The following is a 26775-nucleotide window of genomic DNA, read 5'->3' as shown; positions in this document are numbered from 1 at the left end:
AGTACCTGGCTACGAACCAGGTGGTCAGAGGTTCGAATCCTCTCGGGCGCACCATATAGAAGACAGCCTCGACCTCGGTCGGGGCTGTTTTTTTATATGGCCATGTCACCAGAAAGGCTGGCGTGGCTCAGATAGCGGTATCCTCCCGTTTGGCTCGACAGCCGTCATCCGTCTTGGCCTCAGGCCAGCAACCGCGTGACGAAGGCTCCTATGCCTGCATAAGGCGCTACCCTGTCGTGCACCCTTGCCATCTTCTCCCCCTCATGCTCACGGTATCGCGTCGTATGACTGTCTCTTTATCTGAGGCAGTCGTCCATCCTCTTTTGTGATTGCAGGGCCCAGATGGGCGCAGAGGCGGTTTGCGGGCAATAAAAAAGGATGCCGCAGCATCCTTTTTCATCCCCGTGGAGCGGGATCAGCTTTTCAGCCACTTGCGAATGCGGTTGGCATCGCCGACCGGGGTGCGTTTGCCCACCGAGTTGAGCAGCACGATGGCCAGCTCGCGGTTGTCCGGCTTGGCGCGCATCAGCAGGCAGCGGCCCGCCTCGTCGGTAAAGCCGGTCTTGGAGAGGCGTACATCCCAGTCCGGGTTCTTCACCAGCGGGTTGGTGTTGTTGAACATCAGGCTGTAGGCAGGGGAGCGAAAGCGCATATCCTTGCTGGTGTCCTGGGTGAACTCGCGGATCAACGGCTGGCGATAGGCGGCGGCGATGAGCTTGGCCAGATCCTGGGCGGTGGAGACGTTGCGAGTCGACAGACCGGTGGAGTCATAGAAGCGGCTGTTGCGCATGCCCAGCTGCTTGGCCTTGTTGTTCATGGCCCGCACGAAGGCAGGGCGCCCCCCCGGATAGTGACGGGCCAGCGCTGAGGCCATGCGGTTCTCCGACGACATCAGTGCCAGGTGCAGGGCATCGCGGCGTGATACCTGGGTGCCCATGCGCACCCGTGAATAGGTGTGCTTGATGGCGTCTCTGTCGTTCTGATCGATGGTCAGGGTCTGGCCGAGATCCTGGCGGGCATCCAGCACCACCAGTGCCGTCATCAGCTTGGTGATCGAGGCGATGGGGCGGACCCGGGTGGCATTCTTCTGGTACAGGGTCTTGCCCGTACCAACATCCATCACCAGCGCGCTGCTCGATTGCAGCTGCAGTTTGGCCGGGTTGGGGGCAGCCAATGCTGCTGGCAATCCCAGCAGTCCAACCAATGCATAAACCAGCGCCATAGCGCTAACCCGACACCGCATACTACCGACTCCATTCACGTCGAAAAAAAAGGCGCTAGATTCACTCATTTTTACCCTCGCTTGACAAGAGTGCCAGCGGGTAAATCGCCATTATTTAGCTAAAAAAAGGGCCATCTTGCGATGGCCCTGTGTATTTGTCTCAATCCCGTGGCGCACTGGCTTTGCGTTTGCTCAGCCAGCGCCAGATCAGCGCGATGAGACCGCCGACCAGCAGCACGATCGGCAGGCAGAGAATGATGCTGAGGAACTGGGACTGATACTCGGACGCCAGCTTGGTGTGGCTCAGGAAGTAGCCAAAGCCGACCAGCGGGCAGATCCACATGATGGAGCTGACCAGATTGACGATGAGAAAGCGCCCCTGCGGCAGTTCGGTCGCGCCGACGATATAGGGGTAGGCGGTGCGCACGAAGGCGATGTAGCGGGCGGTGATCAGGGTCACGATGCCGTACTTGTCGAGCAGGTAGTACACCTTCTGCTGGTGCTTCTCTTCCACATGGGACAGCAGCCGGTGGTAGAGCTGGGTGTGGCCCAGGAAACGCCCCTGCATGTAGCCGAGCCAGGTGCCGACGAAGGTGGCCAGGATCAGCAGCGGGATCACCCCAAGAGAGAGCACGTCCTGATAGATGAGCACGCCGGTCAGGATCAACAGGCTGTCGCCGGGCAGAAAGGCGGTGGGGATGAAGCCATTCTCCAGCACCAGAAACGTCAATAACACGCCGCAGACCATGAAGGCCATCTTGGGATCGGATAGCGTCACCAGATCCTGATGCATAAAGGCGTGAGCCAGTTGGTAAAACTGCTCCATAGTTGCAAACTCCGCAGGTTAGCTGGGTTGATCAAGCAAGGGCATGGCTAGCACCTTGTCGATGCGCAGACCATCCATGTCAACAATTTCCAGTTGCCACTGTTCCAGCGTGACCAGATCTCCGGTCTGGGGAACGCGGCCAAGGAGCAGCATGATAAGCCCTCCGAGGGTGTGATAGTGATGTTTTTCTTCTTCCGGTAGCCGAACCAGTCCCAGACAGTCCTTCAGCTCAGGCAGCGGAATGAGGCCGTCGAGCAGCCAGCTGCCGTCGGTACGCTGGAATGCCCAGTTGTCGTCGCCGTCCTCCTGCTGGAAGTCGCCAGCCAGGGTCTCCAGCAGATCCTGCTGGGTAACCAGCCCCTGCAGCTCGCCATATTCGTCCACCACCAGCACCATGTGCTCGGAGTGGGTACGGAAGTGGTTGAGCAGCTCGAGGCCGTTCAGGGTCTCCGGCAGCAGGCTGCCATCCTGGGTCAGCGCCGCCAGATCGATGGGCTCCCCCTTGATGTAGGCGTGCAGCACCTTGCTGACGTTGATGATGCCCACCAGTTCCGACAGGCTGCCGTCACAGACCGGAAAGAAGCTGTGGCGATACTCCACCAGTCGCTGCAGGTTCACCTCCAGCGGCAGAGCTAGGTCGAGATAACGGATGTCGCTGCGCGGCACCATCAGTGACGAGAGGCTGCGCTCGTCGAGGCGGAACACATTGCGCAGCATGGTGTGCTCATGATCCTCGATGATCCCGGCCTCGGAGCCTTCCACCAGCATGGCGTGGATCTCCTCCTGGGTCACGTTGGCGCCACCGTCCTGGCTGACGCGCAGGATGCGCAGGCTGGCCTTGGTGGAGGCCGACAGCAGCCAGACGAAGGGGCGGGTGAGGGCCGCCAACCACATCATGGGGCGGGCCACCAGACAGGCGATGCGTTCGGCGCTGAGCTGGCCGAGGCGCTTGGGCACCAGCTCGCCGATGACGATGGAGAGATAGGTGACCACCACGATGACCAGTACGGTGGCGAGCAGGCTGCTGCTCTTGGGGGCCATGCCCCACTCCTGCAGCCAGAGCGCCAGTGGCTGGGCCAGCAGGGATTCGCCGTAGATACCGTTGAGCAGACCGATACTGGTGATGCCGATCTGCACCGCGGAGAGAAAATGGGTCGGATCTTCACTCAGTTTGAGGGCGATGGCGGCAGAGCGGCTCCCTTCGCTGACCATCTTGCTGAGGCGGGCCTTGCGCGCGGTGACGATGGCGATTTCCGACATGGCGAAGACGCCATTAAGCAAAATCAATCCAAACAGGATCAATATTTCCATACTGCAACAGCACTCCGAGTAGAAAAGATCGCTGGCAGTGTAATGAATTTGGGGGCGATGCGCTTGTGAAAGCGGGTGATTTGGCTCGCTAATTTTGCATGAAGAAGCGCAAAAAGTGCGGGGTGACGGCGGGCGGGCAATAAAAAGCCCCCTGCAGGAGGGGGCTTCTACCAAGTCAAATCCGGCTTACAGCGCGGCGATCTCGGCCTGCTGGGCTTCCAGCTTGGTCAGCTGGAGACGGTAATCTTCCAGCTTCTCGCGCTCCTTGATGATGACCGCTTCCGGCGCCTTGGCGACGAAGGCTTCGTTGCCGAGCTTGCCTTCGATGCGGCCGCACTCGCCCACCAGACGGGCCACTTCCTTGGCCAGACGGGCCAGTTCGGCGTCCTTGTCGATGAGACCGGCCATCGGGATCATCAGCTCGGTGGCACCGATCAGCTTCTTCACTGACAGCGGAGCTACTTCACCTTCGCTAAGTACGCGGATGGATTCCAGACGGGCCAGCGACTTGAGGAAGGCCTCGTTGTCGGCTGCGCGCTGGGCATCCTTGGCATCGCACTGGAGCAGCACGTTGAGGGGCACGCTCGGTGCCACGTTCATCTCGGCGCGGATGTTGCGGATGCTGACGATGAACTCCTTCACCCACTCCTGATCCGCCATCGCGGCTTCGTCCACCTTGGCGGCGTCGAATTCCGGGAAGGCCTGAATCATGATGGTGTCGGCGTGCACGCCGGCCAGCGGGGCCACCGATTTCCAGATGGTTTCGGTGATGAACGGGATGATCGGGTGTGCCAGGCGCAGCAGGGTCTCGAGGACGCTGACGAGGGTGTGGCGGGCAGCGCGCTGCTCGGCCTCGGAGCCCTTGGTCAGTACCGGCTTGGTCAGCTCCAGATACCAGTCACAGAACTGGTTCCAGATAAATTCGTACAGCACGCCAGCCGCGATGTCGAAGCGGTAGGTATCGAGGGCGGTGCGGAAGTCACGAATGGCCACTTGCAGCTGGGACTGGATCCAGCGATCCGCCAGGCTGAACTGCATCTCGCCACCGGCAAAACCGCAATCCTGATCTTCGGTGTTCATCAGCACGTAGCGGGAGGCGTTCCACAGCTTGTTGCAGAAGTTGTTGTAGCCATCCAGGCGCTTCATGTCCCAGTTGATGTCACGACCGGTAGAGGCCAGCGCCGCCAGGGTAAAGCGCAGGGCGTCGGTACCGTGGGCTTCGATCCCTTCCGGGAACTGCTTGGCGGTACGCTTGCCGATCTTCTCGGCCATCTGCGGCTGCATCATGTTGCCGGTACGCTTCTCCAGCAGATCTTCCAGCGAGATGCCGTCGATCATGTCGAGCGGATCCAGCACGTTGCCCTTGGACTTGGACATCTTCTGGCCTTCTTCGTCACGGATCAGGCCAGTGATGTAGACAGTCTTGAACGGGACTTGCGGCTGACCGTTTTCGTCCTTGATGAAGTGCATGGTCATCATGATCATCCGGGCGATCCAGAAGAAGATGATGTCGAAGCCGCTCATCAGCACGTCGGTCGGGTGGAAGGTCTTGAGTGCCTCGGTGTTGTTCGGCCAGCCCAGGGTGGAGAAGGTCCACAGGGCGGAGCTGAACCAGGTGTCGAGTACGTCTTCGTCCTGACGCAGCACGGTCACGGACGGGATGCTGTGCTTGGCGCGCACTTCGTCTTCGTTGCGGCCCACGTAGACGTTGCCGGCATCGTCATACCAGGCCGGGATGCGGTGACCCCACCACAGCTGACGGGAGACGCACCAGTCCTGAATGTCGCGCATCCAGGAGAAGTACATGTTTTCGTACTGTTTCGGCACGAACTGGATGCGGCCATCTTCCACCGCCTCGATGGCGGTCTTGGCCATCGGCGCCACGCGCACGTACCACTGGTCGGTCAGCATCGGCTCGATGGGCACGCCACCGCGATCACCGTAAGGCTGTTGCAGCACGTGATCCTTGATTTCGGCCAAGAGGCCCAGCTCGTCCAGCTTGGCGACGATGGCCTTGCGGGCGGCGAAGCGCTCCATCCCGGCGAACTCGGTCGGCAGGGCGGCGTCATAGGCGGTGCTGGGGTTGCCGTTGCTGTCGACCACTTCGGCCTCGGCACGCACGTGGGCGTCCAGGGTGAAGATGTTGATCATCGGCAGGTTGTGGCGTTTGCCCACTTCGTTGTCGTTGAAGTCGTGGGCCGGGGTAATCTTCACGCAGCCGGTGCCCTTCTCCATGTCGGCGTGTTCGTCGGCGACGATGGGGATCAGACGATTCACCAGCGGCAGCAGAATGTGCTGACCGATCAGCGCCTTGTAGCGCGGGTCTTCCGGGTTTACCGCGACGGCGGTATCACCCAGCATGGTTTCCGGACGGGTGGTGGCGACGATCAGGTGATCCTGGCCTTCGGCAGTCTTGGCGCCGTTGGCCAGCGGGTAGCGAAGGTGCCACATGTGGCCCTTGATCTCGCGGTTTTCCACTTCCAGATCGGAGATGGCGGTGTTGAGTTTCGGATCCCAGTTCACCAGACGCTTGCCACGGTACATCAGGCCATCTTCGTAGAGACGGACGAACACTTCCTGCACGGCGGCGGAGAGGCCTTCATCCATGGTGAAGCGCTCGCGCTCCCAATCCACGGAGTCACCCAGACGGCGCATCTGGCGGGTGATGGTGCCGCCGGACTCTTCCTTCCACTGCCAGATCTTGTCGATGAAGGCTTCCCGGCCGTAATCGTGGCGGGTCTTGCCCTCTTCTGCGGCGATCTTGCGCTCAACCACCATCTGGGTGGCGATACCGGCGTGGTCGGTACCTGCCTGCCACAGGGTGTTCTTGCCCTGCATGCGGTTGTAGCGGATCAGGGTATCCATCAGGGTTTGCTGGAAGGCGTGACCCATGTGCAGGCTGCCGGTGACGTTCGGCGGCGGGATCATGATGCAGAAGGAGTCTTTGCTGGTGTCGCCGTGGGGCTTGAAGTAACCCTGGGCTTCCCAGTGCTGATAGAGCGCCTGTTCGATGGCGTTGTGATTAAAAGTCTTTTCCATGGTCTCGCCGTATTCTGGATGGATGGATTCTGGTGTTGATTCGTCGTGGATCGAGGGTGGCACAGTCAGGGCTGCGCCGGATCCGGTGCGGCAAGGACGGGCTGATCCCTCATCTCGAGGGCGTGGCCTGCCTGGCGATAGTGCTTGTAGCGCTCGCGGGCTTGCTGCTTTTGCGTTTCGTCAGTGGGGACAAAATCTACCACTTGAGCGAAGTGTCCTGCAAACAAAGGTGTCTGTTTGGCCAGATTGATGAGGCGGGCATAACGCCGCCGTGGCGGCTGATGACCGATCTCCACCGGTGCCTGACCGCTCTCGCCCTGCAGCTGGTGCGGCACGAAGCGCTCCGGCGGCAGCTGCCACAGCAGCTCGTCGAGGCGCAGGGCCTGCGCTTCGTCGTCGCACAGCAGGTAGAGATGGCCCGCACCCCAGCTATCGGCTACGAGCTGGCAGGCGAGGCGTTCGACGGCCGAAGCCTGCGCATCATCCTGCTCGCTCATCAGGTAAAAGGTCACTTGGCTCATCAGGTTGATCCCGTTTGCGGTGACGGACTATTGACCGCCGGTAAGGACGGGCAGGGGATATTCCTGCCAACCCTCAATGAAACAAGGAAGAGGCGGGCCTCTTCCTTGTGATTCAGGGTAACGCCATCCCGTTTGATGCACGCATCGAACGGGATAAAAGGGTTACTCCTTCTCTTCGATGACCACCCCTGACCGGTTCAGCAGGAACTGGGTCAGCAGGGGCACCGGACGCCCGGTGGAGCCTTTCTCCTTGCCACTCTTCCAAGCGGTCCCAGCGATATCCAGGTGGGCCCAGTTGTACTTCTTGGTGAAGCGTGACAGGAAGGCAGCGGCGGTGATGGTACCGGCCGGGCGGCCGCCGATGTTGGCCATGTCGGCAAACGGACTCTCCAGCTGTTCCTGATACTCGTCGAACAGCGGCAGGCGCCAGGCGCGATCACCCGCCTGCTCGGAAGCGTTGAGCAGCTCGTGGGCCAGCGGGTTGTGGTTGGCCAAGAGACCCGTGGTGTGGTGACCCAGGGCGATGATGCAGGCACCGGTCAGGGTGGCCACATCGATCACGGTTTCCGGATCAAAGCGATCCACGTAGGTCAGCGCATCGCACAGCACCAGGCGGCCTTCCGCATCGGTGTTGAGCACTTCGATGGTCTGGCCGGACATGGAGGTGAGGATGTCGCCCGGGCGATAGGCGTTGCCACCCGGCATGTTCTCACAGCCCGCCAGTACTCCGATGACGTTGATCGGCAGCTGCAGCTGGGCCAGGGCGTGCATGGTACCGAGCACGGAGGCGGCGCCACCCATGTCGTACTTCATCTCGTCCATGCCCTCGGCCGGCTTGATGGAGATGCCGCCGGAGTCGAAGGTCAGTCCCTTGCCGACCAACACGATGGGCTTGGCATCCGGATGACCCTTGTACTCGATGATGGCCATCATGGCTTCGTTGTCGGAGCCGCGGGCCACCGCCAGATAGGAGTTCATGCCGAGCTCGGCCATCTCCTGCTCGCCGATCACCTTGGTGGTGATGTTGTCGAAGGCATCGGCCAGACGACGGGCCTGGGAGGCGAGATAGGCCGGATTGCAGACATTGGGCGGCATGTTGGCCACGTCGCGACAGACGCGCACCCCTTTCGCCACGGCCAGGCCGTGGGCGATGGCTTTTTCACCAATGGTCAGTTCCCGACGCGTCGGCACGTTGAATACCAGCTTGCGCAGCGGACGGCGTGGCTCGGCCTTGTTGGTCTTGAACTGATCGAAGCTGTAGAGGCCCGCCTTGGTGGTTTCTACCGCCTGGCGCACCTTCCAATAGGTATCCCGTCCCTTGACGTGCAGCTCGGTCAGGAAGCAGACCGCTTCCATGGAGCCGGTTTCGTTGAGGGTGGTGATGGTCTTGTTGATGATCTGCTTGTACTGGCGTTCGTCGAGTTCCCGCTCCTTGCCGCAACCGACCAGCAGCACGCGCTCGCTGAGCACGCCCGGTACTTGATGCAGCAACAGCATCTGGCCTGGTTTCCCTTCCAGGTCGCCACGGCGCAGCAGCGAACTGATGTAGCCATCGCTGATCTTGTCCAGTTGTTCGGCAACCGGAGAGAGGCGACGCGGCTCGAACACGCCGACCACGACGCAGGCACTGCGTTGCTTCTCAGGACTGCCACTCTTTACACTGAACTCCATGGAATCTCCTACATCCTAAAGACAAAAGGCACCTTTTATTGAATAATGCGGTGCTTGTTGGGGTATCAGAGGCGGAGCGAACAGGCACTGGCTCCGCAGTTCAAACTGGTAAAAATCCAATATACGGCCCTATTTTTCAGGCATTCGACTAAAAACACAAGTTTACTTGGGAATGACTGTGATCGTTTTCCGATATTTGTTCAGGGAAACCCTGAAAACCCAGCTGGCGGTATTATTCGTGCTGCTGCTCATCTTCGTCAGCCAGCAATTCATCCAGATCATCGGCGATGCCGCCGATGGTGAGGTGCCGACGCGCCTGGTCTCCACCCTGCTGCTGCTCAACCTGCCCAACATGGCCCTGTTGATGCTGCCCATCAGCCTGTTTTTGGCCATCTTGTTCGCTCACGGGCGCCTCTACGCCGAAAGCGAAATGACGGTGATGCATGCGGTGGGCTTCAGCCACCGTTTCGTGATGCGCAGCGCCATGGTGCTGGCTTTGCTGACGGCGGCTGTCGCCGCCTTCAACACCGGTTGGGTGGCCCCGCAGGCCAAGGAGCGCGAGTACCAGGTGATCGACGAGTTCAAGGCCGATCCGGGGATCTCCTTCCTGCAGGCCGGCCGCTTCATGGAGCTCGACAAGGGGCGCCTGGTGGCTTACATCCAGGACCTCAACGACAAGGGCTCCAAACTGCAGAAAATCTTCGTGTTGCAGCGCTCCCAGGACGGCAAGCCGCCGTCGGTGGTGGTGGCGACCGAAGGGGTGGTCACGGTCGACAGCAATGGTCTGCAGTGGCTGACCCTGAAGGATGGCTCCCGCTACGAGGGGCACTTCAATACCCGCCAGTTCCAGATCTCCGAATTCGACGAGTACAGCCTGGTGATCCGCCAGCAGGAGATGGAGCGCTCCAACCGCAAGGCGGCGGCCAAGCCGACCATGGAGCTGCTGGGTACGCAGGACAACCAGCTGATGGCCGAACTGCAGTGGCGTCTGTCGCTGCCGCTCTCCATTCTGGTGCTGACCTTCCTGGTGGTGCCGCTGGCGCGGGTCAACCCCCGTCAGGGCCGCTATGCCAAGCTGTTGCCGGCCATCCTGCTCTACCTCTCCTACTTCCTGCTGCTCAGTGCCGCCCGCTCTGCCATCGACAGCGGCCGGCTGCCGCACTGGCCCGGCATGTTCCTGGTGCCGCTGGTCTATCTGCTGCTGATCGGGTTGCCGCTCAACCTGCAGGGCACCAGCTGGTGGAACGGGGTGAAGACCCTCTATTTCAAGAGAAAATCGGCATGATGTTGCCATCTGGGAGTCTCTACTGATGTTTGGCATTCTCGATAGACATGGCGACCGGGTCATTTTGATGTCGCCCCCGTTCCATGCGTCTGTATTTGAGGAAGAAATCAGCATGATGCTGCAACAGGGGGGTCTCTGCTGATGTTTGGCATTCTCGATAGATATATCGGCCGGGTTATTTTCATGTCGGTCCTGCTGTGCGAACTGACCCTGGTCGGGCTGGCGGCGCTCATCAAGTACGTGGAGCAGCTGAAGTCGGTAGGGGAAGGCAACTACGACATGCTCAGCGCCCTCTACTATGTGCTGCTCTCCATGCCGAAAGAGGCGGTGCTCTTCTTCCCGCTGGCGGCCCTGCTGGGCGGCCTCATCGGTCTGGGCCAGCTGGCGACCAGCTCCGAGCTGGTGGTGATGCAGGCGGCGGGCCGCTCCAAGATCAGCATCGTCATGGCGGCGCTCAAGACCGCCATCCCGCTGATGATCCTGGTGGGGCTGATGGGGGAGTACGTGGCCCCCATCGCCAAGCGGATGGCGGACGACATCAAGGCGGGTGCCCTGTCTGAGGGGCGGCTGACCGTGTCGGCTTACGGGGTGTGGGCCCGCGATGGCAACAACTTCGTCAATATCAACGGGGTGCGCAACGATGGCGCGCTGACCGGCATCACCCTTTACCGTTTCACTCCGGAGCGCAAGCTGATCGATATCCTGCAGGCGCAGGAAGGGGTGTTCGAGCAGCATCACTGGCTGCTCAAGCAGGTACAGGTGACCCGCTTCGATGACCCCAGGCAGATCATGAGCGAGACTCAGCCCCAGATGGAGTGGAGCTCAGAGCTCACGCCCAAACAGCTGGGGGTGGTGAGCATCGATCCTGAAAACCTGCCGGTGGCGGGACTGCTGGATTACATCGGCTATCTGGATGCCAACAAGCAGGATGCCGGGCGCTACAAGCTGGAGATGTGGCGCAAGCTGCTGTCACCGCTCTCGGTGGTGGCCATGATCCTGCTGGCCTCCTCCTTCATCTTCGGCCCGCTGCGCTCGGTCAGCATGGGGGCGCGGATGCTGATGGGGATCATGACCGGCTTTGCCGTCTACGTCAGCGATCGGGTGTTCGGGCCCATCAGCCTGGTGTATGCGGTACCGCCGATCCTGGCGGCCATCGCACCGAGCCTGCTGTTTGGCGGTATCTCCTTCTATATCCTGAGCCGCAAGCAGTAGCGGCCTGAAGGGCGGTGAGGGCGGTGGCGCTGCTGACAAAAGGCGGCCATCGCTCCTGCTGCACTGCCGTTTGGCGGTATCTTCTTCTATATCCTGAGCCGCAAGCGTATCGGCCAGCAAAAAGGGCACCCTCGGCGTGCCCTTTTTCTTTCGTTGCTGCCACAGGATCAGCGATTGAGCTGTTCCAGGTTCTCTTGCTTGCCGAGCACCACCACTTCACATTCGGACCAGATGTCCTGAAACGCGCGGGGTGACTTGTGGTTGAACAGGCAGAGCAGGTTGCCGAGGCCGAAGGCCGCCGTGGCCAGCCGGATCAGGGCCTGGGTGATGCGAATGTTGCTGCCGTCGGCATTCTGGATGCGCAGGCGCCAGGCCCGCATGCCGATGGTCTGACCAGCGCGGGTCCAGAACCAGGTGTAGAAACCACAGATGATGAAGGCGAGCCAGGCGCTGTAGATGGGGCTGGTCAGCAGCCAGGCGGCGTCCTTGCCTTCGGGCACGGTCGCCATGCCGGTTGCCAGCAGCAAGTGTGCAACTCCCATCCCGATAAAGCCGGCGATGATCAGCAATGAGATGACCACCAGATAGTCATAGAGCAGGGCGCCGAGCCGGCGCAGCAGGCCGGCAGAAGGGTAGCGCGCAGTCGCGGGAGGGGTCGGTTGGACGGATTTACGCTTGGCCATCGTTTTTATTCCATTAATATGATGCGGGCATTCTATGTAACTGACCCAACATCGGCAAGGCGTTGAATAAATGAGCAAACAACTGTGAGAGCAAGAAAAACACCTTGCATGCCCAAGCGCCATTCGTATAATCCCTCGCAGTTGCCCGGGTGGCGAAATCGGTAGACGCAGCGGATTCAAAATCCGCCGGTGAATAACCGTGTCGGTTCGAGTCCGACCCCGGGCACCATCAAATTCCAAGACAAAAGGCCATCAGCAATGATGGCCTTTTGTTTTTCCGCTTTTCCCTTTTCTCATCGCTCTTCCGTTTTCTGGCTGATCCGGCTACTCGTCTATGTCCCGCATGGCGTCCCTCTGCGCTATTTCGGTGCGGCAATATGTGTGTGCACAGCGGAAGTGCGCACTTGCTCAAGTTAGCGCGTCCCGTGCGCCAATCTGGTGCGTTACTTCGCCGGCACCAGTATAAATAAATGATTTTAATCTATTTATTAAGTTGGCCTACTTTGTGCTTTGAAGCACTTATGTCGCCATGATGCCGCTCATCCGAGGAATGATGGGCGGGGCGGTCACCAGTGTGTAGCGAATGTGGATGTACGTGAATCGTCGGTTTCGATGTTCATATCAGGAAATGGACCCGGCCGGGAGCCGGGACGACAGGGAAGGAGATGGCTGTATGCTCAAGAGACTCGTGATGACTGGCCTGTTGGCGCTTGCCGCCTTGCTGGCCGCCCCCAGTTGGGCTGAAGAGGTGGTGGCCGCCTCGGCCGAGGTCGTGCAGGCTGCGGCACCGGCAGTAGTGACCATCAACAAGGGGGACAATACCTGGATGCTGCTGTCGGCAGCCCTGGTGATCCTGATGTCCATTCCGGGCTTGGCCCTGTTTTATGGCGGCCTGGTGCGCAGCAAGAACATGCTGAGCGTGCTGATGCAGGTGTTCACCCTGTTCTCGCTGATCTGCGTGCTGTGGATCCTCTACGGCTATTCACTGGCCTTTACCGAGGGCAACAGCGTTTATGGCTCCTTCAGCAAGGCGCTGCTCAAGGGAGTCACCCCTGATTCCATCGCCGCCACCTTCAGCAAGGGGGTCGGGATCAGCGAGTTCATCTATGTGGTGTTCCAGGGCGCTTTTGCCGCCATCACCTGCGGTCTGATCGTGGGGGCCTTCGCCGAGCGCATCAAGTTTGCCGCCGTGCTGCTGTTCTCGGTGATCTGGTTCACCTTCGCCTATATCCCGCTGGCCCACATGGTGTGGTACTGGGCGGGTCCGGATGCCTATACCACGGCCGATGCCGCGGCAGCGGCCACTGCGACCGCCGGTTATCTGTTCCAGCACGGTGCGCTGGACTTTGCGGGCGGCACAGTGGTGCACATCAACGCGGCAGTGGCCGGTCTGGTCGGTGCCTATCTGGTGGGCAAACGCCTGGGATATGGCCGTGACCCCATGACCCCGCACAGCCTCACCATGACCATGATCGGTGCCTCCCTGCTCTGGTTCGGCTGGTTCGGTTTCAATGCCGGCTCCGCGCTGGAGGCCAACGGTACGGCGGCACTGGCCTTCATCAATACCTGGGTGGCTCCGGCGGCGGCGGCCCTCTCCTGGACCCTGGCCGAGTGGGTGATGAAGGGTCGTCCCTCCCTGCTGGGGGCGGCTTCCGGCGCCGTCTCCGGGCTGGTGGTGATCACTCCGGCGGCCGGTTTCGTCGGAGTGGGAGGCGGTCTGGTGATGGGCCTCATCAGCGGTGTTGCCGGGCTGTGGGGAGTCCACGGTCTCAAGCGGCTGCTGGGCGCCGATGACAGCCTGGACGTGTTCGGCGTGCACGGGGTGTGCGGCATCCTGGGGGCGCTGCTGACCGGCGTCTTCGCCAGCCCGGATCTGGGTGGTACCGGGGTGTGGGACTACGTCACCAACCAGGTGGCTGAGGGTTACTCCATCCTGGCGCAGGTAAAAATTCAGGCCATCGGGGTCGGCGTGACCATCCTCTGGTCCGGCATCATCTCGGTGGTGGCCTACAAGCTGGTGGATCTGCTGATCGGCCTGCGAGTGAAAGAAGACGCGGAGCGGGAGGGGCTGGATGTCACCACTCACGGCGAGAAGGCCTACAGCCTGTAATCCGCCATCTGTTCGTCAGCTATATTGCCGCCGGCCATGCCGGCGGCTTTTTTATGTCCGCCCACCAGACCGAGCATCCTGTTTGATGTCTGGCCGGCGGCGATGATGGCCCGTCCGTGGTCACCATGCCCTCTTATTAGAGCAACCCTTAATCGCGCCGGGGATGCCGGCTTTTCGCCAGATAACGCCAGGCGGGGCAATGTCCTCGGTCTTGTTGCTGTTTTATGCCTGCAATTTGGCCGGATCTCCGCTAAACTCTGCCACCTTTTCTTGATGGGGCTGGCCGGGCCGGTTCCATCACCCCTCTTTATATGTACTTTTGGAGCCGCTCATGCCGTTAGTGGGACATCAACACCAGATCGAGATCCTGGAACTGACCGACAAAGGAGATGGCAAAGGACGCCTGTTCGACCGCCCCCTGTTTGTCGAAGGTTTGCTGCCCGGTGAGCAGGCGCTGGTGGAGCTGACCGAGGTCAAGCCCAACTATCTGCACGGCAAGGTGACCGAGCTGCTCCAGCCCTCCGCCGATCGGGTCGCCGACTTCTGCCCCAACACCGAATGCGGTGGCTGCCAGGTGCGTCCGCTGGCCTATCCGGCCCAGCTCAAGCTCAAGCAGGCGCTGGTGGAGAGTGCGCTGGAGCAGGCCGGGCTGGGTGATACCACCGTCAGAACGATCCTCGGCATGGAGAGCCCGTTCGCCTATCGCAACAAGGCCCAATATGCGGTGCGCGGTTGCGACGCCGGCGCCGAGATCGGCTTTTATCGCAAGCACTCCCACGACCTCATCACCGCCGACGACTGCGCGGTGCAAGATTCCCTGCACGTCGAGCTGAACGCTCGAGTACGCAACTGGATGCGCGAGCACAACATCGCCGCCTATGACGAGGTGAACCACACCGGCTGTGTGCGCAACCTGATGACCCGCAAGGGCTTCAAGAGCGGCGAGCTGATGGTGGTGCTGGTGACCCTGGGCGAGGAGCTGCCGTTCGAAGCCGAGCTGCTGGCGAGCTTAAGCGATCTGCCGGTTACCACCCTGGTGCAGAACATCAACGAGGAACGCACCAACCGTATCCTGGGGGCCACCAACCGGGTGCTGCTGGGCGAAGGAGTGATCCGCGACAAGATCCACGAGCTCGAGTTCGAGATCTCGCCACTCTCCTTCTTCCAGAACAACCCGAGCCAGACCGATGTGCTCTACTCCAGAGCCCTCGAGTATGCCGAACTGACCGGCAACGAGACGGTGTTCGACATTTATTGCGGTATCGGCACCATCTCCCTGTTCCTGGCCGGCAAGGCTGCCAAGGTGGTGGGGATCGAGTCGGTGGAGAGCGCCATCAGCGATGCCCGTCGCAACGCCGCCCTCAACGGCATCGAGCACACCGAGTTCCATGTCGGCAAGGCCGAGCAGCTGATGCCCGAGCTGCACGCGCAGGGTGTGACCGCTGACGTGGTGGTGATGGATCCGCCGCGCAAGGGCTGTGACAAGGCCGTGCTGCAGACCCTGGTCGCCATGGCACCGCGCCGGTTGGTCTATGTCTCCTGCAACCCGCAGACCCTGGCCCGCGATCTCGCCTGGCTGGTCAAGCAGGGCTTCGTGCTGGATGAGGTGCAGCCGGTCGACATGTTCCCGCACTCCATGCACGTGGAAGCGGTTGCCCGCCTGAGCCTGCCGGCCAAGGCCTGATCGCCGGTGGACATGTTCCCCTTGCGGTATGCACGTAGAGGCCGTTGCTCGATTGAGCCTGCCCACCCAGGCGTGAATTGAATTAGCCAGATGGCTCTGATAAAAACGACTCCAAATGGAGTCGTTTTTTTATACCTGTCATTCCGGTATCGAGTCGTGGCATTAGCGGATTCGGAGCAGATAGGCAGAAACGGCAAGGGTGCGACAGAGACGAGGAACAGACCATGAAAGGCATCTTGTTACGCTGGCTGGCTCGCTACGATGGCTGGTGCGAGGAGTGGGGACTCACACCGGAGAACCGGCGCTGCTGCGTGCCGGTACGCCGTGAGCAGGATGACGCGCCGCAGACGGAGCAGCAGGAGGAGTCGGAATCGCTCACTGGAAATTGCGGGTCACGGCACCAGTGACGCTGTTGTAGTCGAAGGAGAGGCCAGCCGGATAGGCCGGGAAGCGGCCGATGGAGTCGCGCAGGGTATAGCGGCAGTTGCTGTGCGGCTCCCCATCCGCATCTACCTGGTTGGCAGGCAGTTCGCTGGACAGGTAGTCGGCGTTGAGCTGGATCTCGGGATCCTGATCGACCGAGGCGACGGTATAGCTGCTGTCCAGCAGTCCCTGAAACAGCAGGCGGCAGTCTGACTGATTGCTCACCGAGATGTAGTCACCCTGACCTGCGACATAGGGCTCATCTATCCCCTTGCGGCCCTGATCTTCGTCGGTGCCGGCGGGCCAGCCATAGCGGTTGATGTCGAGATTGCGCTGCCCCATGCTGCCGAGATTGTAGAGCGCCTGATCCTGCGCCTTGACCGCCCAGCCGGCATGGGCCAGTTGCACCGCGCTGGCGAAGCTGGTGGCGGTGGTGGCGACCGTACTCTTGAGTGCATCATCCTTGAGATTGATGAAACGGGGCAGGGCGGTGACGGCCAGGATCCCCAGCACTATGATGACCAGCACCAGTTCTATCAGGGTAAAGCCGTGGCTTGTGCGTTTCATCATGATATGGACCCATTAATTACGACAAACAGGTGAGAGCGACATGCAACTGATCGACACCCATTGCCATCTCGATTTTCCGGTCTTCGATCCCGATCGGGCGGCGCTGCTGGCCGAGTGCCGCCAGCTGGGGGTGAGCGAGTATATCATTCCCGCCGTGGGAGAGGAAAACTGGGGCCGGGTGATGGCGCTGGCGGCAGAGCACGACGGTATTTCCTATGCCCTGGGTGTGCACCCCTGGTATGTGGGGGGGCAGACTCCGGCGGTATTGACCCGGCTGCGGCGACTGCTGGCCGAGCGCCCACGCGGGCTGGTGGCGGTGGGCGAGTGCGGGCTGGATCTGCGCTCTCATGTGCCGCAGGAGGGGCAACTCGAGATGTTCGAGGCCCAGATCGTGCTGGCCATGGAGCATGAGCTGCCCTTGATCGTCCATTCGGTGCGCGCCAACGACACGGTGGCCAAGATCCTCAGGCGCGTGCGTCCGGCAAGAGGGGGCGTCATCCACGCCTTCAGCGGTTCTCTGCAGCAGGCAGAGGCGTTCTGGCAATTGGGATTTCGGCTCGGTATCGGCGGGGTCATCAGCTTCGAGCGGGCCAACAAGACCCGGGAGGCGGTGCGCGACATGCCACTGGAATCCTTGCTGCTGGAAACCGACGCCCCCGACATGCCGCTGCAGGGTCAGCAGGGGGCGCCCAACACCCCCGCCAACCTGCCAAAAATTGCGCAACTGCTGGCCGATTTGCGGCAACAACCGCTGGCGCATGTTGCCTCGGTGTTACGTGAATCCACTTTGCAGGCTTTCCAACTGGGCAAGTCATAAATTAACAGCTGATTAACTATTGATAGCGGCATGATAAAAAACGGGGTAAGTAAAAATCGTTTGCGGTCTAATTTGACGACCCCTAGCGCATTTCATGCTTATAAAATGTGACCAGCATTCTACTTTGTCGCACCGTAATTAGTATAATGCGCACCCTTGATTGATGGCTTTGAGATACAAGTTGTTAACAAGCTGGAAGGTGCTACTAAAGAGGAAGTGTTAATAATGAATTTGATAATGGGTCTGGTAGGGATGGCAACGCTCGTCCTTATCGCGGTGCTGTTCTCCAGTAATCGCAAAGCAATAAAAATTCGCACCGTTGTCGGTGCCTTTGCAATTCAAGCTGGACTGGGTGCATTCGTGCTGTACGTCCCGGTTGGCCGAGATATTCTGGTGGGTGTATCCGATGCCGTTTCCAGCGTCATCGGTTATGGCCAAAACGGTATCGAATTCCTGTTCGGTGGTCTGGTCAGCAACAAGATGTTCGAAGTATTCGGTGGCGGCGGCTTTATCTTCGCCTTCCGCGTATTGCCGGTCATCATCTTCTTCTCCTCGCTGATCGCCGTTCTTTATTATCTGGGCATCATGCAGTGGGTCATCAAACTGCTGGGTGGTGGCCTGCAAAAAGTACTGGGCACTTCCCGTACCGAATCCCTCTCTGCCACTGCCAACATCTTCGTGGGTCAGACTGAAGCCCCGCTGGTGGTGCGTCCCTTCATCTCCAAGATGACTGACTCCGAGCTGTTTGCCGTCATGTGTGGTGGTCTGGCCTCCGTTGCCGGTTCCGTACTGGCTGGCTATGCCTCCATGGGCGTCAAGATGGAATACCTGATCGCCGCCTCCTTCATGGCTGCTCCGGGTGGTCTGCTGTTCGCCAAGCTGCTGGTGCCGGAAACCGAGACTCCGAGCTATGACGAGAACAATGCCGATGGCGAGCTGGAAGACAAGCCTGCCAACGTGATCGATGCCGCTGCCGCCGGTGCTTCTGCCGGTCTGCAACTGGCCCTGAACGTCGGCGCCATGCTGCTGGCCTTCATCGGCCTGATCGCCATGATCAACGGCATCTTCTCCGGTGTGGGCGGCTGGTTCGGTTATCCGCAGCTCTCTCTGGAACTGCTGCTGGGCTGGATCTTCTCCCCGCTGGCTTTCCTGATCGGGGTACCCTGGAGCGAAGCCATCGTGGCCGGTTCCTTCATCGGCCAGAAACTGGTGGTCAACGAGTTCGTGGCCTACCTGAACTTTGCCCCGTATCTGAAAGATGAAGTGCTGATCAATGGCGTGGCCATGTCCGACCACACCAAGGCCATCATCTCCTTCGCCCTGTGCGGCTTCGCCAACCTGTCCTCCGTCGCCATCCTGCTGGGTGGTCTGGGCTCCATGGCACCGAACCGTCGCGGCACCATTGCCAAATTTGGTCTGAAAGCCGTACTGGCTGGCTCTCTGTCCAACCTGATGTCTGCGACCATCGCAGGCTTCTTCCTGGCGCTGTCCGGCATGTAATATCGCCTGACTGTCAGGGTAAAGACGAACGCCACAGCGAGAAGCTGTGGCGTTCGCGTTTGGGGCGGTGACAACCGTTTTCCTTTCTAAACTAATAATAAAATGAGTCAAATCGGAGGTTATATGAATGAAGTGCTACTGGCGATGGCGGCCGGCTTTATCGTTGGCTTGTTGTTTTCTTTCCTCAAATTGCCGATCCCGGCCCCGCCCGTATTGTCCGGGGTAATGGGGATCGTCGGAGTCTATCTGGGGGGGCTGGCATACTCCTGGATACTCACTCGCTTCTTCTCTTAACGCACTTTTCAGTACCGGATTTGCCAGATGTGAGGTACCTCTGAAAATGGCAAATCCGGCTTGCAAACAAGGGGTATCTCGGCTGAAATAGGCATTGCCAGCAGGGTGCTGGCATTGACTAATGCCCGATGAAATCGGGTGTTGGCGGTCAAATGGAATTGATTGGGAAGTCGGGTCAGACCTTGTCTGCCTTTCTCAAGTCTTCATGGAACCAAGTCCGCACTTTTGTAAGAAAGTGACAGGGCTCTTGCCTTATTTGCAGCCTCATTGCCCGTGCAATTGCGCTGCAATTCCATTCCCGTTTCTTTGGGAGTCGTGTCTTGCCGGTTGCGTTGCGACAGGCGGACCCATGCCCTGGAATCCGGACTAAATCGAGACTTTGGAGAACAGAATGACTGATCTGAAACTGGCCGCCCAGCGCGCCCTGAACCTGATGGACCTGACCACTCTGAACGATGACGACACCGATCAGAAGGTGATCGACCTGTGCCGCAAGGCCAAGTCACCGGCCGGCCTGACCGCCGCCGTCTGCATCTATCCCCGTTTCATCCCCATCGCTCGCAAGACCCTGCGTGAAATCGGCGCCGCCGACGTGCGCATTGCGACCGTGACCAACTTCCCGCACGGCAACGACGACATCGAGATCGCCGTGGCCGAAACCCGCGCCGCCGTGGCCTACGGTGCCGATGAAGTGGACGTGGTGTTCCCGTACCGCGCCTTCATGGCCGGCAATGAACAGGTCGGCTTCGATCTGGTCAAAGCTTGTAAGGAAGCCTGTGGTAGCCAAGCCCTGCTGAAAGTGATCATCGAAACCGGCGAGCTGAAAGAAGAGGCGCTGATCCGCCGCGCGTCTGAAATCTCCATCGACGCCGGTGCCGACTTCATCAAGACCTCCACCGGCAAGGTGCCGGTCAATGCGACCCCGGAAGCGGCGCGCATCATGATGGAAGTGATCAAGGCCAAGAACCCGAAAGTCGGCTTCAAGCCGGCCGGTGGCGTGAAAGACGCCGCCGTGGCGGGTCAGTACCTGGCCATGGCCGAAGAGATCCTGGGCAAGGACTGGGTATCCGCCCGCACCTTCCGCTTTGGTGCATCCAGCCTGCTGGCCAGCCTGCTGGCCACACTGGGGCATGGCGACAAGCCGGCCAACACCAGCGGTTACTAATAGGTTGATGAGAGGGCGGACCTGGTCCGCCCTGTTTCGCCCCCACCATGCGGTGTGCGGGCAAGGATTCAGGCTTGTGTAACGCCAGCAATGGCGGAGGGAATGAAAGATGTTTTTGCCTCAAGAAATTATTCGCAAGAAGCGCAACGGTGAAGCGCTCAGTACCCAAGAGATTCAATTCTTCGTTCAGGGCATTACCAACAACACCATCGGCGAGGGCCAGATTGCGGCGCTGGCGATGGCGGTCTACTTCAAGGACATGACCATGGATGAGCGGGTCGCCCTGACCTGCGCCATGCGCGATTCCGGCATGGTACTGACCTGGGATCACCTCAATCTGGGTGGCCCGATCGTCGACAAGCACTCCACCGGCGGTGTGGGTGACGTCGTCTCCCTGATGCTCGGCCCGATGGTCGCCGCCTGCGGCGGTTTCGTGCCGATGATCTCCGGCCGTGGCCTGGGCCACACCGGTGGTACCCTCGACAAGCTGGATGCCATTCCTGGCTACCAGACCTCGGTCGATAACGATCGTTTCCTGAAAGTGGTGAAAGAGGCGGGTGTCGCCATCATCGGCCAGACCGGCGATCTCGCCCCGGCCGACAAGCGTATCTATGCGGTACGGGACATCACTGCCACCGTCGAATCCATCGCCATGATCACCGGCTCCATCCTCTCCAAGAAGCTCGCCTCCGGGCTGGAAGCGCTGGTGATGGACGTCAAGGTTGGCTCCGGTGCCTTTATGCCGACCTTTGAAGCTTCCGAAGAGCTGGCCAAGAGTATCGTTGCCGTGGCCAACGGTGCCGGCTGCCGTACTTCAGCACTCTTGACCGACATGAACCAGGTGCTGGCCTCCAGCGCCGGCAACGCGGTGGAAGTGCGCGAAGCGGTGCGCTACCTGACCGGTGAATACCGCAACCCGCGCATCCACGCCGTGACCATGGCGCTGTGTGCCGAGATGCTGATCTCCGCCGGCCTGGCCAGCGATGACGGCGAAGCCCGTCGCAAGCTGCAAGCCGTGCTGGACAATGGCAAGGCGGCCGAGCTCTTCGGTCGCATGGTGACCGGCCTGGGTGGCCCGAGCGACTTCATGGAGCGCTACGATCATCACCTGCCGAAAGCCGCCATCGTGCGCCCCGTCTATGCCGCCAACAGCGGCTTCGTGACTGCCATGGACACCCGTGAACTGGGTCTGGCCGTGGTCGCCATGGGCGGTGGCCGTCGCGCTGCCGGTGACAAACTTGATTATGCGGTCGGTCTGACCGACTTTATCCGCCTGGGTCAAAGCGTCGAGGCAGACAAGCCGCTCGCCCTGATCCACGCTCAAACTGAAGAGCAATTCGCTCAGGCTGCCAGCATGGTGCAGGCCGCCGTCAAGATCGGTGACACCCGACCAGAGGCGCTGCCCGAGGTCTACCGTCGCATCGGTCTGGCTGATTTGTAACAAGGGGAAGTCCCATGAAACGTACCTTTATTCTGATGATGGACTCTTTCGGTATTGGCGCTGCCGCCGACGCCGACAAGTTCGGAGATGTGGGCGCCAATACCCTTGGCCATATCGCCAAGGCCTGCGCTGCCGGTGAGATCGAAGGCCGTGGTGCCCTCAATCTGCCGAACCTCAGCAAGCTGGGTCTGGGTCACGCAGGCGAACTCGCCAGCGGCACCTTCCCGGCCGGTCTGAACAAGGACATCGAGGTGGTCGGCGCCTACGGCTTTGCCCAGGAGCTCTCCTCCGGCAAGGACACCCCGTCCGGTCACTGGGAGATCGCCGGTGTGCCCGTGCTGTTCGAGTGGGGTTACTTCCATGACCACCACAACAGCTTCCCGCAGGAGCTGCTGGATGCCATCGTCGAGAAGGCCGGTCTGCCGGGTTACCTCGGCAACTGCCACGCCTCCGGCACCCAGGTGCTGGATGATCTGGGCGAAGAGCACATGCGCACCGGCAAGCCGATCCTCTACACCTCCGCCGACTCCGTGTTCCAGATCGCCTGCCACGAAGAGACCTACGGCCTCGAGAAGCTCTATGAGCTGTGCCACATCGTGCGCGAGCTGCTGGAGCCCTACAACATCGGCCGCGTCATCGCGCGTCCGTTCGTGGGCAGCGGCAAGGGCAACTTCAAGCGCACCGGCAACCGCCACGACTACTCCGTGCTGCCGCCGGCACCGACCGTGCTGGACTACATGAAGGAAGCGGGCGGCCAGGTGGTCTCCATCGGCAAGATCGCCGACATCTATGCCCAGCAGGGCATCACCAAGCAGGTGAAGGGGACCGGTCTGACCGAGCTGTGGGATCGTACTCTGGAAGAGGTGAAAGCGGCCGGTGATCAGACCATCGTCTTCACCAACTTCGTCGACTTCGACTCCTCCTACGGTCACCGTCGCGACGTGAAGGGCTATGCCGATGCGCTGGAGTATTTCGACTCCCGCCTGCCGGAGCTGTTCGAGTTGCTGGAAGATGGCGACGTGGTGGTGCTGACCGCCGACCACGGCTGCGATCCGACCTGGGGTGGTACCGATCACACCCGCGAGTACATCCCGGTGCTGTTCTACGGCAAGCCGGTCAAGGCCGGCTCCGTCGGTCGTCGCGAGACGTTCGCCGACATCGGCCAGAGCATCGCGGCGTACCACGGCCTGCCCAAACTGGCATACGGTACCAGCTTCCTGTAATTTACCCGCCCGCCGCCTCGGCGGCGGGCAACCAATAAAGACAATAAAACTCAACCTAGTGTGAAGGAATCAAGAGAATGGCAACTCCTCATATCAATGCGAAAGATGGCGCCTTTGCTGATACCGTGCTGATGCCGGGCGACCCCCTGCGTGCCAAGTACATCGCCGAGACTTTTCTGGAGAACGTCGAGCAGGTGTGCGACGTGCGCAACATGTTCGGTTTCACCGGCACCTACAAGGGTCGTCGCATCTCCATCATGGGTCACGGCATGGGCATCCCGTCCTGCTCCATCTATGCAAAAGAGCTGATCACCGATTACGGCGTGAAGACCCTGATCCGTGTCGGCTCCTGCGGTGCCGTGCGTGAAGACGTGAAACTGCGTGACGTGGTGATCGGCATGGGTGCCTGCACCGACTCCAAGGTGAACCGCCTGCGCTTCAAGGATCACGACTTCGCCGCCATCGCCGACTTCGATCTGGTTGCCAATGCCGTACAGGCCGCCAAGAACAAGGGCGTCGCCGTGCGCGTGGGCAACATCTTCTCCGCCGACCTGTTCTACACCCCGGACCCCTCCATGTTCGACGTCATGGAAAAGTACGGCATCCTGGGTGTCGAGATGGAAGCCGCCGGTATCTACGGCGTGGCCGCAGAGTACGGTGCCAAGGCACTGACCATCTGCACCGTCTCCGACCATATCCGTACCGGTGAGCAGACCACCTCCGAAGAGCGTCAGCTGACCTTCAACGACATGATCGAAATCGCGCTGGATTCCGTCCTGCTGGGCGACAACTAATCCCCCTCGCGCATGAATAATGACAACGGCGGCCCTCGGGCCGCCGTTTTGCATTTCAAGGATGGCAGATCAGAGGTCGAGGGCGAAGCGCCCCTTGCCGGCCTGCTTTGCTTGGTACATGGCGCTGTCGGCCCGGTGCAGCAGATCGTCGATGTGGCAATACTGGCCCGAGTGGCAGAGCGCACCGCCGATGCTGCCGGCGAGGGGCAACAGGTGGCCGGCCACGTCGGCCGGCACCGCCATTGCCGCCAGCAGCCGCTCGCACAGGGCGGGCAGCTCCAGCTCCGGCTGGCGCAGGGCCGGCAGTATGATGGTGAACTCGTCGCCAGCCAGGCGCGCCACCATGTCGCCGGGACGCACCTCGGCACTCAGCACGCTGGCGAAGCGCTGCAGCAGAGCGTCGCCGACGTGATGGCCGAGCTGATCATTGATCCGCTTGAAGCCGTCGAGATCGAGAAACAGCAGGCCCAGGGTCTCGGCATTCTGGCGTACCCGCTCCAGCTCCCGGGAGAGGCGCAGGGTGAAGGCGCGCCGATTGGGCAGGCCGGTGAGGGGGTCGTGGGCCGCCTCGTGCTCCAGCTGGTTCTGCAGCGCCTTGAACTCGGTGATGTCGCTGCCGAGGATGTAGACCCCCGGCTCATCGCCCCGGCTCGGGATCATGGTGATCCTGAGATCGCGCGGGCCGATGGGCAGCTCGAAGCGGTTCTCGAAGCTCACCTGCTCGCCGGCGAGGGCCCGCTCCAGATGGGCGATGGCCCGGCCGTAAGCCGCGTCGCCGATCACCTCCCGCACGCTCATCTCCCGCATCAGCTCGGCATCGAGCCCGAAGTAGCGGCAGTAGGCCTGGTTGGCGAACAGGTAGCGCCCCTCGGGCGAGACCATGCTGATGGTGACCGGCAGGCCGTCGGTGATGGCCCGCAGCCTGGCCCGCCCGCGCTCAATCTCGGCCAGCACCTGGCGGCGGGCCGTGATGTCGTGCAAAAACAGGGCGATGCGCACCTTGCCGTCGAACTGGTAGCGCTCGGCAATCACTTCCACCGGGATGCGCCGGCCGTCGTGGGTGCCGATCTCGCACTCCAGCCGGCGCGCAGCACTCTGGGGATGGGTCAGCTGGGCCAGCAGGGGGTGAGCGCTGCCGAGCAGGGTGGGCAGGGTACGCCCCAGCATATCTTCGGGATGCCAGCCCAGCAGGGTGGTGGAGGCCGGATTCCAGCCGGTGATGACCAGCGCCTCGTCGAGTTCGAGGAAGGCGTTGCTGGTGTGTTCCAGCATGTGCTGCAGGCGGCGCTGCTCTTGCCACAGGCGCTGCTGCATGGCGCCGCGCTCCTGCATCTCGCGATGCAGTTGCTCCACCGTGCTCGACAGCTCGCGGGTGCGCTCACGGACCTGCCGCTCGAGCCCCTGCTGCAGTTGCAGCAGCTCGGCTTCGGCCTGCTTGCGCTCGGTGAGATCGGCGAACACGGCGATCAGGTGCGGTGCCATGGTGCGGCTATGGCACAGGGTCACGCTGAGCTGGACCCAGCACTGGCTGCCGTCGGCCCGGATCATCCGCTTCTCCAGCCGGTAGTCCTGCCGTTGCCCCGCGAGCAGGGCGTTGAACAGGGGCAGTTCGCGCGGCAGATCCTCGGGATGGGTCATGACATGCCAGGTGCGGCTCAGCATCGCCTGCTCGCTGTAGCCGAGCAGCCGCTCCAGCCCCGGGTTGGCCCGCAGCCACTTGCCTTCGAGGGAGGAGAGGGCCATGCCCACCGACGACTGGTTGAAGGTGAGGGTGAACAGGTGATCCTTGTCCTCCAGCACCTGATTGAGGCTGCGCACCTGATGGCGCCGCTCCAGATCGTGCAGGGTGTTCTCCACCAGGCGGCCGAAGTCGTCGAGATCGCGGCAGGCCTCCTGGTCGAGGTGGCGCGGTGCATGATCCACCAGACAGAGGGTGCCGAGCACCACGCCATCCAGCGCCCGCAGCGGCCGGCCGGCATAGAAGACCACGTGCGGTTCCTCGGTCACCAGCGGGTTGTCGGCAAATCGAGGGTCGAGCCGGGCATCCGGCACCTGCATGATGTCGGGACGCAGGATGGCGTGGCCGCAAAAGGAGTGCTCCCGGCTGATCTCGCACAGGGCGACGCCGGTGCGGGCAAGAAACCACTGCCGATTCACGTCGGTCAGCGAGACCATGGCGATGGGCAGCGAGAAATGGCGGGTAATGAGCCGGGTCAGGCGATCCAGCTGATCGATGGGCTCGCGGTCAAGCAGGCCGAGGATGCGGAGTCGTTCCAGTCGACTCTCTTCATCCTGCGGCAGAGAGGGGGCAATCATACAGCGCTCCTGCTGGTGGCATTGCCAGTTTCGGGTCGGGGGATCGCGCCGCCTTATTGCGGCTCGACCGGTTTGCTTTTCTTCTTGTGCTTGCGCACCCGCATGTAGTTGCGACGGATCCCGTAGGAGATGAGCAACCCGGCCAGCAGGGCGACCAGCAGCATCAGCCGCTGCTTCTCCTGTACCACCTTGAGCCGGGTATCCTTGTCCGCCAGCATCTGCTGCTCTTCCAGCGTAATGCGCAGATACCCCAGGGTCTGCTCCCCATCCAGGATCTCCTGCACGAACTGGATGCGTCCCTTGCCCTGTTCCGGTATCGACTTGTTGCTGTCGCCGATGGGCAACAGGCTGTCCAGCGGCACTGCGTTGTCCGACTGGGCGAGGGGGATGCCGCGGGCATCGTAGAGGGTGACGTCGAGGATCTCGGGCTCGGCAGCCAGATCCTGGGCCAGCCGCTCCAGCTCGCTGTTCTTGTCCTCCTTGAGCCAGCGCTTCATGTCGCGGGCAGCGTAGGCCACCAGCGCCTGGGCCCGGTTGCGTGCCTCGCTGTGCAGCGAAGCCTGGCTCTCACCTTGCATGTGGATGAGTACCGCGAGTACCCAGAGCCCGAGCAGGACGCCGGCACCGAGACTGAGCACACGTTTGATGGGGAGATGACGCAAGCGTTG

At 61.2% G+C, this 26775-nt stretch carries 22 protein-coding genes and 1 tRNA gene; 13 read left to right on the top strand and 10 right to left on the bottom strand.

The window, feature by feature from the left end; all coding sequences use genetic code 11:
- Positions 1-415 precede the first annotated feature (415 nt).
- The 6 genes from pbpG to pepA all read right to left on the bottom strand — a co-directional run bounded on the left by pbpG (position 416) and on the right by pepA (position 8590).
- Positions 416-1243: a D-alanyl-D-alanine endopeptidase gene (pbpG, locus tag QLG02_RS16195; RefSeq protein ID WP_043166646.1), complete on the bottom strand. Its 828-nt coding sequence runs from the start codon at positions 1241-1243 to the stop codon at positions 416-418.
- A 139-nt stretch (positions 1244-1382) separates the two neighbouring features.
- Positions 1383-2048, bottom strand: coding sequence for a DedA family protein (locus QLG02_RS16190; protein ID WP_016352045.1), 666 nt, complete (start codon positions 2046-2048; stop codon positions 1383-1385).
- A gap of 18 nt (positions 2049-2066) precedes the next feature.
- Positions 2067-3359 carry a hemolysin family protein gene (locus QLG02_RS16185; RefSeq protein ID WP_029302168.1) on the bottom strand — a complete coding sequence of 431 codons (1293 nt, stop codon included), beginning with the start codon at positions 3357-3359 and terminating at the stop codon, positions 2067-2069.
- Positions 3360-3545: 186 nt separating this feature from the next.
- On the bottom strand, positions 3546-6398 hold the full coding sequence (locus QLG02_RS16180) for a valine--tRNA ligase (protein ID WP_026080504.1): 2853 nt from the start codon (positions 6396-6398) through the stop codon (positions 3546-3548).
- Between the two features lie 65 nt (positions 6399-6463).
- On the bottom strand, positions 6464-6919 hold the full coding sequence (locus QLG02_RS16175; protein ID WP_011707423.1) for a DNA polymerase III subunit chi: 456 nt from the start codon (positions 6917-6919) through the stop codon (positions 6464-6466).
- A 162-nt stretch (positions 6920-7081) separates the two neighbouring features.
- Positions 7082-8590, bottom strand: a complete 1509-nt coding sequence (gene pepA, locus QLG02_RS16170) for a leucyl aminopeptidase (protein WP_011707422.1) — start codon at positions 8588-8590, stop codon at positions 7082-7084.
- A 172-nt stretch (positions 8591-8762) separates the two neighbouring features.
- Here pepA and lptF point away from each other — a divergent pair, with 172 nt between their 5' ends.
- Together lptF and lptG are read left to right on the top strand one after the other, a co-directional pair.
- A complete protein-coding gene (lptF, locus tag QLG02_RS16165) occupies positions 8763-9875 on the top strand; it encodes an LPS export ABC transporter permease LptF (protein WP_005305138.1) in 1113 nt (370 codons plus the stop codon).
- A 141-nt stretch (positions 9876-10016) separates the two neighbouring features.
- A complete protein-coding gene (gene lptG / locus QLG02_RS16160) occupies positions 10017-11087 on the top strand; it encodes an LPS export ABC transporter permease LptG (RefSeq protein WP_011707420.1) in 1071 nt (356 codons plus the stop codon).
- A 167-nt stretch (positions 11088-11254) separates the two neighbouring features.
- Here lptG and QLG02_RS16155 read toward each other — a convergent pair whose 3' ends face one another.
- Positions 11255-11770 (bottom strand): RDD family protein, encoded by a 516-nt coding sequence (locus QLG02_RS16155; RefSeq protein ID WP_043166648.1) that lies wholly within the window; start codon positions 11768-11770, stop codon positions 11255-11257.
- Positions 11771-11913: 143 nt separating this feature from the next.
- Between QLG02_RS16155 and QLG02_RS16150 the strand changes: the two genes are divergently transcribed.
- The 4 genes from QLG02_RS16150 (at position 11914) to QLG02_RS16135 (ending at position 15971) form a co-directional block, all read left to right on the top strand.
- Positions 11914-11999, top strand: a tRNA-Leu gene (locus tag QLG02_RS16150).
- A 444-nt stretch (positions 12000-12443) separates the two neighbouring features.
- Positions 12444-13880, top strand: coding sequence for an ammonium transporter (amt, locus tag QLG02_RS16145; protein WP_016351995.1), 1437 nt, complete (start codon positions 12444-12446; stop codon positions 13878-13880).
- 331 nt (positions 13881-14211) lie between these two features.
- On the top strand, positions 14212-15564 hold the full coding sequence (gene rlmD, locus QLG02_RS16140; protein ID WP_282465654.1) for a 23S rRNA (uracil(1939)-C(5))-methyltransferase RlmD: 1353 nt from the start codon (positions 14212-14214) through the stop codon (positions 15562-15564).
- A 224-nt stretch (positions 15565-15788) separates the two neighbouring features.
- Positions 15789-15971, top strand: a complete 183-nt coding sequence (locus QLG02_RS16135) for a DUF5363 family protein (RefSeq protein ID WP_016351993.1) — start codon at positions 15789-15791, stop codon at positions 15969-15971.
- Here the strand turns inward: QLG02_RS16135 and tppF are convergent.
- Positions 15940-16557, bottom strand: a complete 618-nt coding sequence (tppF, locus tag QLG02_RS16130; RefSeq protein ID WP_011707416.1) for a type IVa pilus pseudopilin TppF — start codon at positions 16555-16557, stop codon at positions 15940-15942. The two genes, QLG02_RS16135 and tppF, sit on opposite strands and share 32 nt — an antisense overlap.
- A 40-nt stretch (positions 16558-16597) precedes the next feature.
- On the opposite strand from tppF, the gene QLG02_RS16125 reads away from it, so the two are divergent.
- The 7 genes from QLG02_RS16125 to deoD all read left to right on the top strand — a co-directional run bounded on the left by QLG02_RS16125 (position 16598) and on the right by deoD (position 23791).
- Positions 16598-17374, top strand: a complete 777-nt coding sequence (locus QLG02_RS16125) for a TatD family hydrolase (protein ID WP_029302173.1) — start codon at positions 16598-16600, stop codon at positions 17372-17374.
- 225 nt (positions 17375-17599) lie between these two features.
- A complete protein-coding gene (locus QLG02_RS16120) occupies positions 17600-18874 on the top strand; it encodes a NupC/NupG family nucleoside CNT transporter (protein ID WP_011707414.1) in 1275 nt (424 codons plus the stop codon).
- 123 nt (positions 18875-18997) lie between these two features.
- Positions 18998-19168: a DUF1427 family protein gene (locus tag QLG02_RS16115; protein WP_005305103.1), complete on the top strand. Its 171-nt coding sequence runs from the start codon at positions 18998-19000 to the stop codon at positions 19166-19168.
- Between the two features lie 391 nt (positions 19169-19559).
- Positions 19560-20333 (top strand): deoxyribose-phosphate aldolase, encoded by a 774-nt coding sequence (gene deoC, locus QLG02_RS16110; protein ID WP_011707413.1) that lies wholly within the window; start codon positions 19560-19562, stop codon positions 20331-20333.
- A 109-nt stretch (positions 20334-20442) separates the two neighbouring features.
- The gene (deoA, locus tag QLG02_RS16105; RefSeq protein WP_257686171.1) at positions 20443-21774 is read left to right on the top strand and encodes a thymidine phosphorylase; all 1332 of its coding nucleotides are present in this window, start codon (positions 20443-20445) and stop codon (positions 21772-21774) included.
- A gap of 14 nt (positions 21775-21788) precedes the next feature.
- Entirely contained in the window at positions 21789-22997 is a 1209-nt protein-coding gene (locus QLG02_RS16100; protein WP_024945853.1) for a phosphopentomutase, read from the top strand.
- A 77-nt stretch (positions 22998-23074) separates the two neighbouring features.
- The gene (deoD, locus tag QLG02_RS16095; protein WP_011707410.1) at positions 23075-23791 is read left to right on the top strand and encodes a purine-nucleoside phosphorylase; all 717 of its coding nucleotides are present in this window, start codon (positions 23075-23077) and stop codon (positions 23789-23791) included.
- Positions 23792-23860: 69 nt separating this feature from the next.
- Here the strand turns inward: deoD and QLG02_RS16090 are convergent, their stop codons facing one another.
- On the bottom strand, positions 23861-26107 hold the full coding sequence (locus QLG02_RS16090; protein ID WP_282465653.1) for a PAS domain S-box protein: 2247 nt from the start codon (positions 26105-26107) through the stop codon (positions 23861-23863).
- A gap of 53 nt (positions 26108-26160) precedes the next feature.
- Complete coding sequence (locus QLG02_RS16085; protein WP_017411238.1) at positions 26161-26769, bottom strand: AhpA/YtjB family protein; 609 nt, start codon at positions 26767-26769, stop codon at positions 26161-26163.
- Positions 26770-26775 lie beyond the last annotated feature (6 nt).

The sequence above is a fragment of the Aeromonas sp. V90_14 genome (assembly GCF_029967615.1).
Classification (GTDB): domain Bacteria; phylum Pseudomonadota; class Gammaproteobacteria; order Enterobacterales; family Aeromonadaceae; genus Aeromonas; species Aeromonas hydrophila.
The sequence above is the reverse complement of the archived record's forward strand: the minus strand, read 5'-3'. Positions and strand labels throughout refer to the sequence as shown.

Bases quoted from the DNA above. Each gene is read 5' to 3' on its own strand.
- pbpG (WP_043166646.1), bottom strand. From the start codon at position 1,243: ATGCGGTGTCGGGTTAGCGCTATGGCGCTGGTTTATGCATTGGTTGGA.
- QLG02_RS16190 (WP_016352045.1), bottom strand. From the start codon at position 2,048: ATGGAGCAGTTTTACCAACTGGCTCACGCCTTTATGCATCAGGATCTG.
- QLG02_RS16185 (WP_029302168.1), bottom strand. From the start codon at position 3,359: ATGGAAATATTGATCCTGTTTGGATTGATTTTGCTTAATGGCGTCTTC.
- QLG02_RS16180 (WP_026080504.1), bottom strand. From the start codon at position 6,398: ATGGAAAAGACTTTTAATCACAACGCCATCGAACAGGCGCTCTATCAG.
- QLG02_RS16175 (WP_011707423.1), bottom strand. From the start codon at position 6,919: ATGAGCCAAGTGACCTTTTACCTGATGAGCGAGCAGGATGATGCGCAG.
- pepA (WP_011707422.1), bottom strand. From the start codon at position 8,590: ATGGAGTTCAGTGTAAAGAGTGGCAGTCCTGAGAAGCAACGCAGTGCC.
- lptF (WP_005305138.1), top strand. From the start codon at position 8,763: ATGACTGTGATCGTTTTCCGATATTTGTTCAGGGAAACCCTGAAAACC.
- lptG (WP_011707420.1), top strand. From the start codon at position 10,017: ATGTTTGGCATTCTCGATAGATATATCGGCCGGGTTATTTTCATGTCG.
- QLG02_RS16155 (WP_043166648.1), bottom strand. From the start codon at position 11,770: ATGGCCAAGCGTAAATCCGTCCAACCGACCCCTCCCGCGACTGCGCGC.
- amt (WP_016351995.1), top strand. From the start codon at position 12,444: ATGCTCAAGAGACTCGTGATGACTGGCCTGTTGGCGCTTGCCGCCTTG.
- rlmD (WP_282465654.1), top strand. From the start codon at position 14,212: ATGCCGTTAGTGGGACATCAACACCAGATCGAGATCCTGGAACTGACC.
- QLG02_RS16135 (WP_016351993.1), top strand. From the start codon at position 15,789: ATGAAAGGCATCTTGTTACGCTGGCTGGCTCGCTACGATGGCTGGTGC.
- tppF (WP_011707416.1), bottom strand. From the start codon at position 16,557: ATGATGAAACGCACAAGCCACGGCTTTACCCTGATAGAACTGGTGCTG.
- QLG02_RS16125 (WP_029302173.1), top strand. From the start codon at position 16,598: ATGCAACTGATCGACACCCATTGCCATCTCGATTTTCCGGTCTTCGAT.
- QLG02_RS16120 (WP_011707414.1), top strand. From the start codon at position 17,600: ATGAATTTGATAATGGGTCTGGTAGGGATGGCAACGCTCGTCCTTATC.
- QLG02_RS16115 (WP_005305103.1), top strand. From the start codon at position 18,998: ATGAATGAAGTGCTACTGGCGATGGCGGCCGGCTTTATCGTTGGCTTG.
- deoC (WP_011707413.1), top strand. From the start codon at position 19,560: ATGACTGATCTGAAACTGGCCGCCCAGCGCGCCCTGAACCTGATGGAC.
- deoA (WP_257686171.1), top strand. From the start codon at position 20,443: ATGTTTTTGCCTCAAGAAATTATTCGCAAGAAGCGCAACGGTGAAGCG.
- QLG02_RS16100 (WP_024945853.1), top strand. From the start codon at position 21,789: ATGAAACGTACCTTTATTCTGATGATGGACTCTTTCGGTATTGGCGCT.
- deoD (WP_011707410.1), top strand. From the start codon at position 23,075: ATGGCAACTCCTCATATCAATGCGAAAGATGGCGCCTTTGCTGATACC.
- QLG02_RS16090 (WP_282465653.1), bottom strand. From the start codon at position 26,107: ATGATTGCCCCCTCTCTGCCGCAGGATGAAGAGAGTCGACTGGAACGA.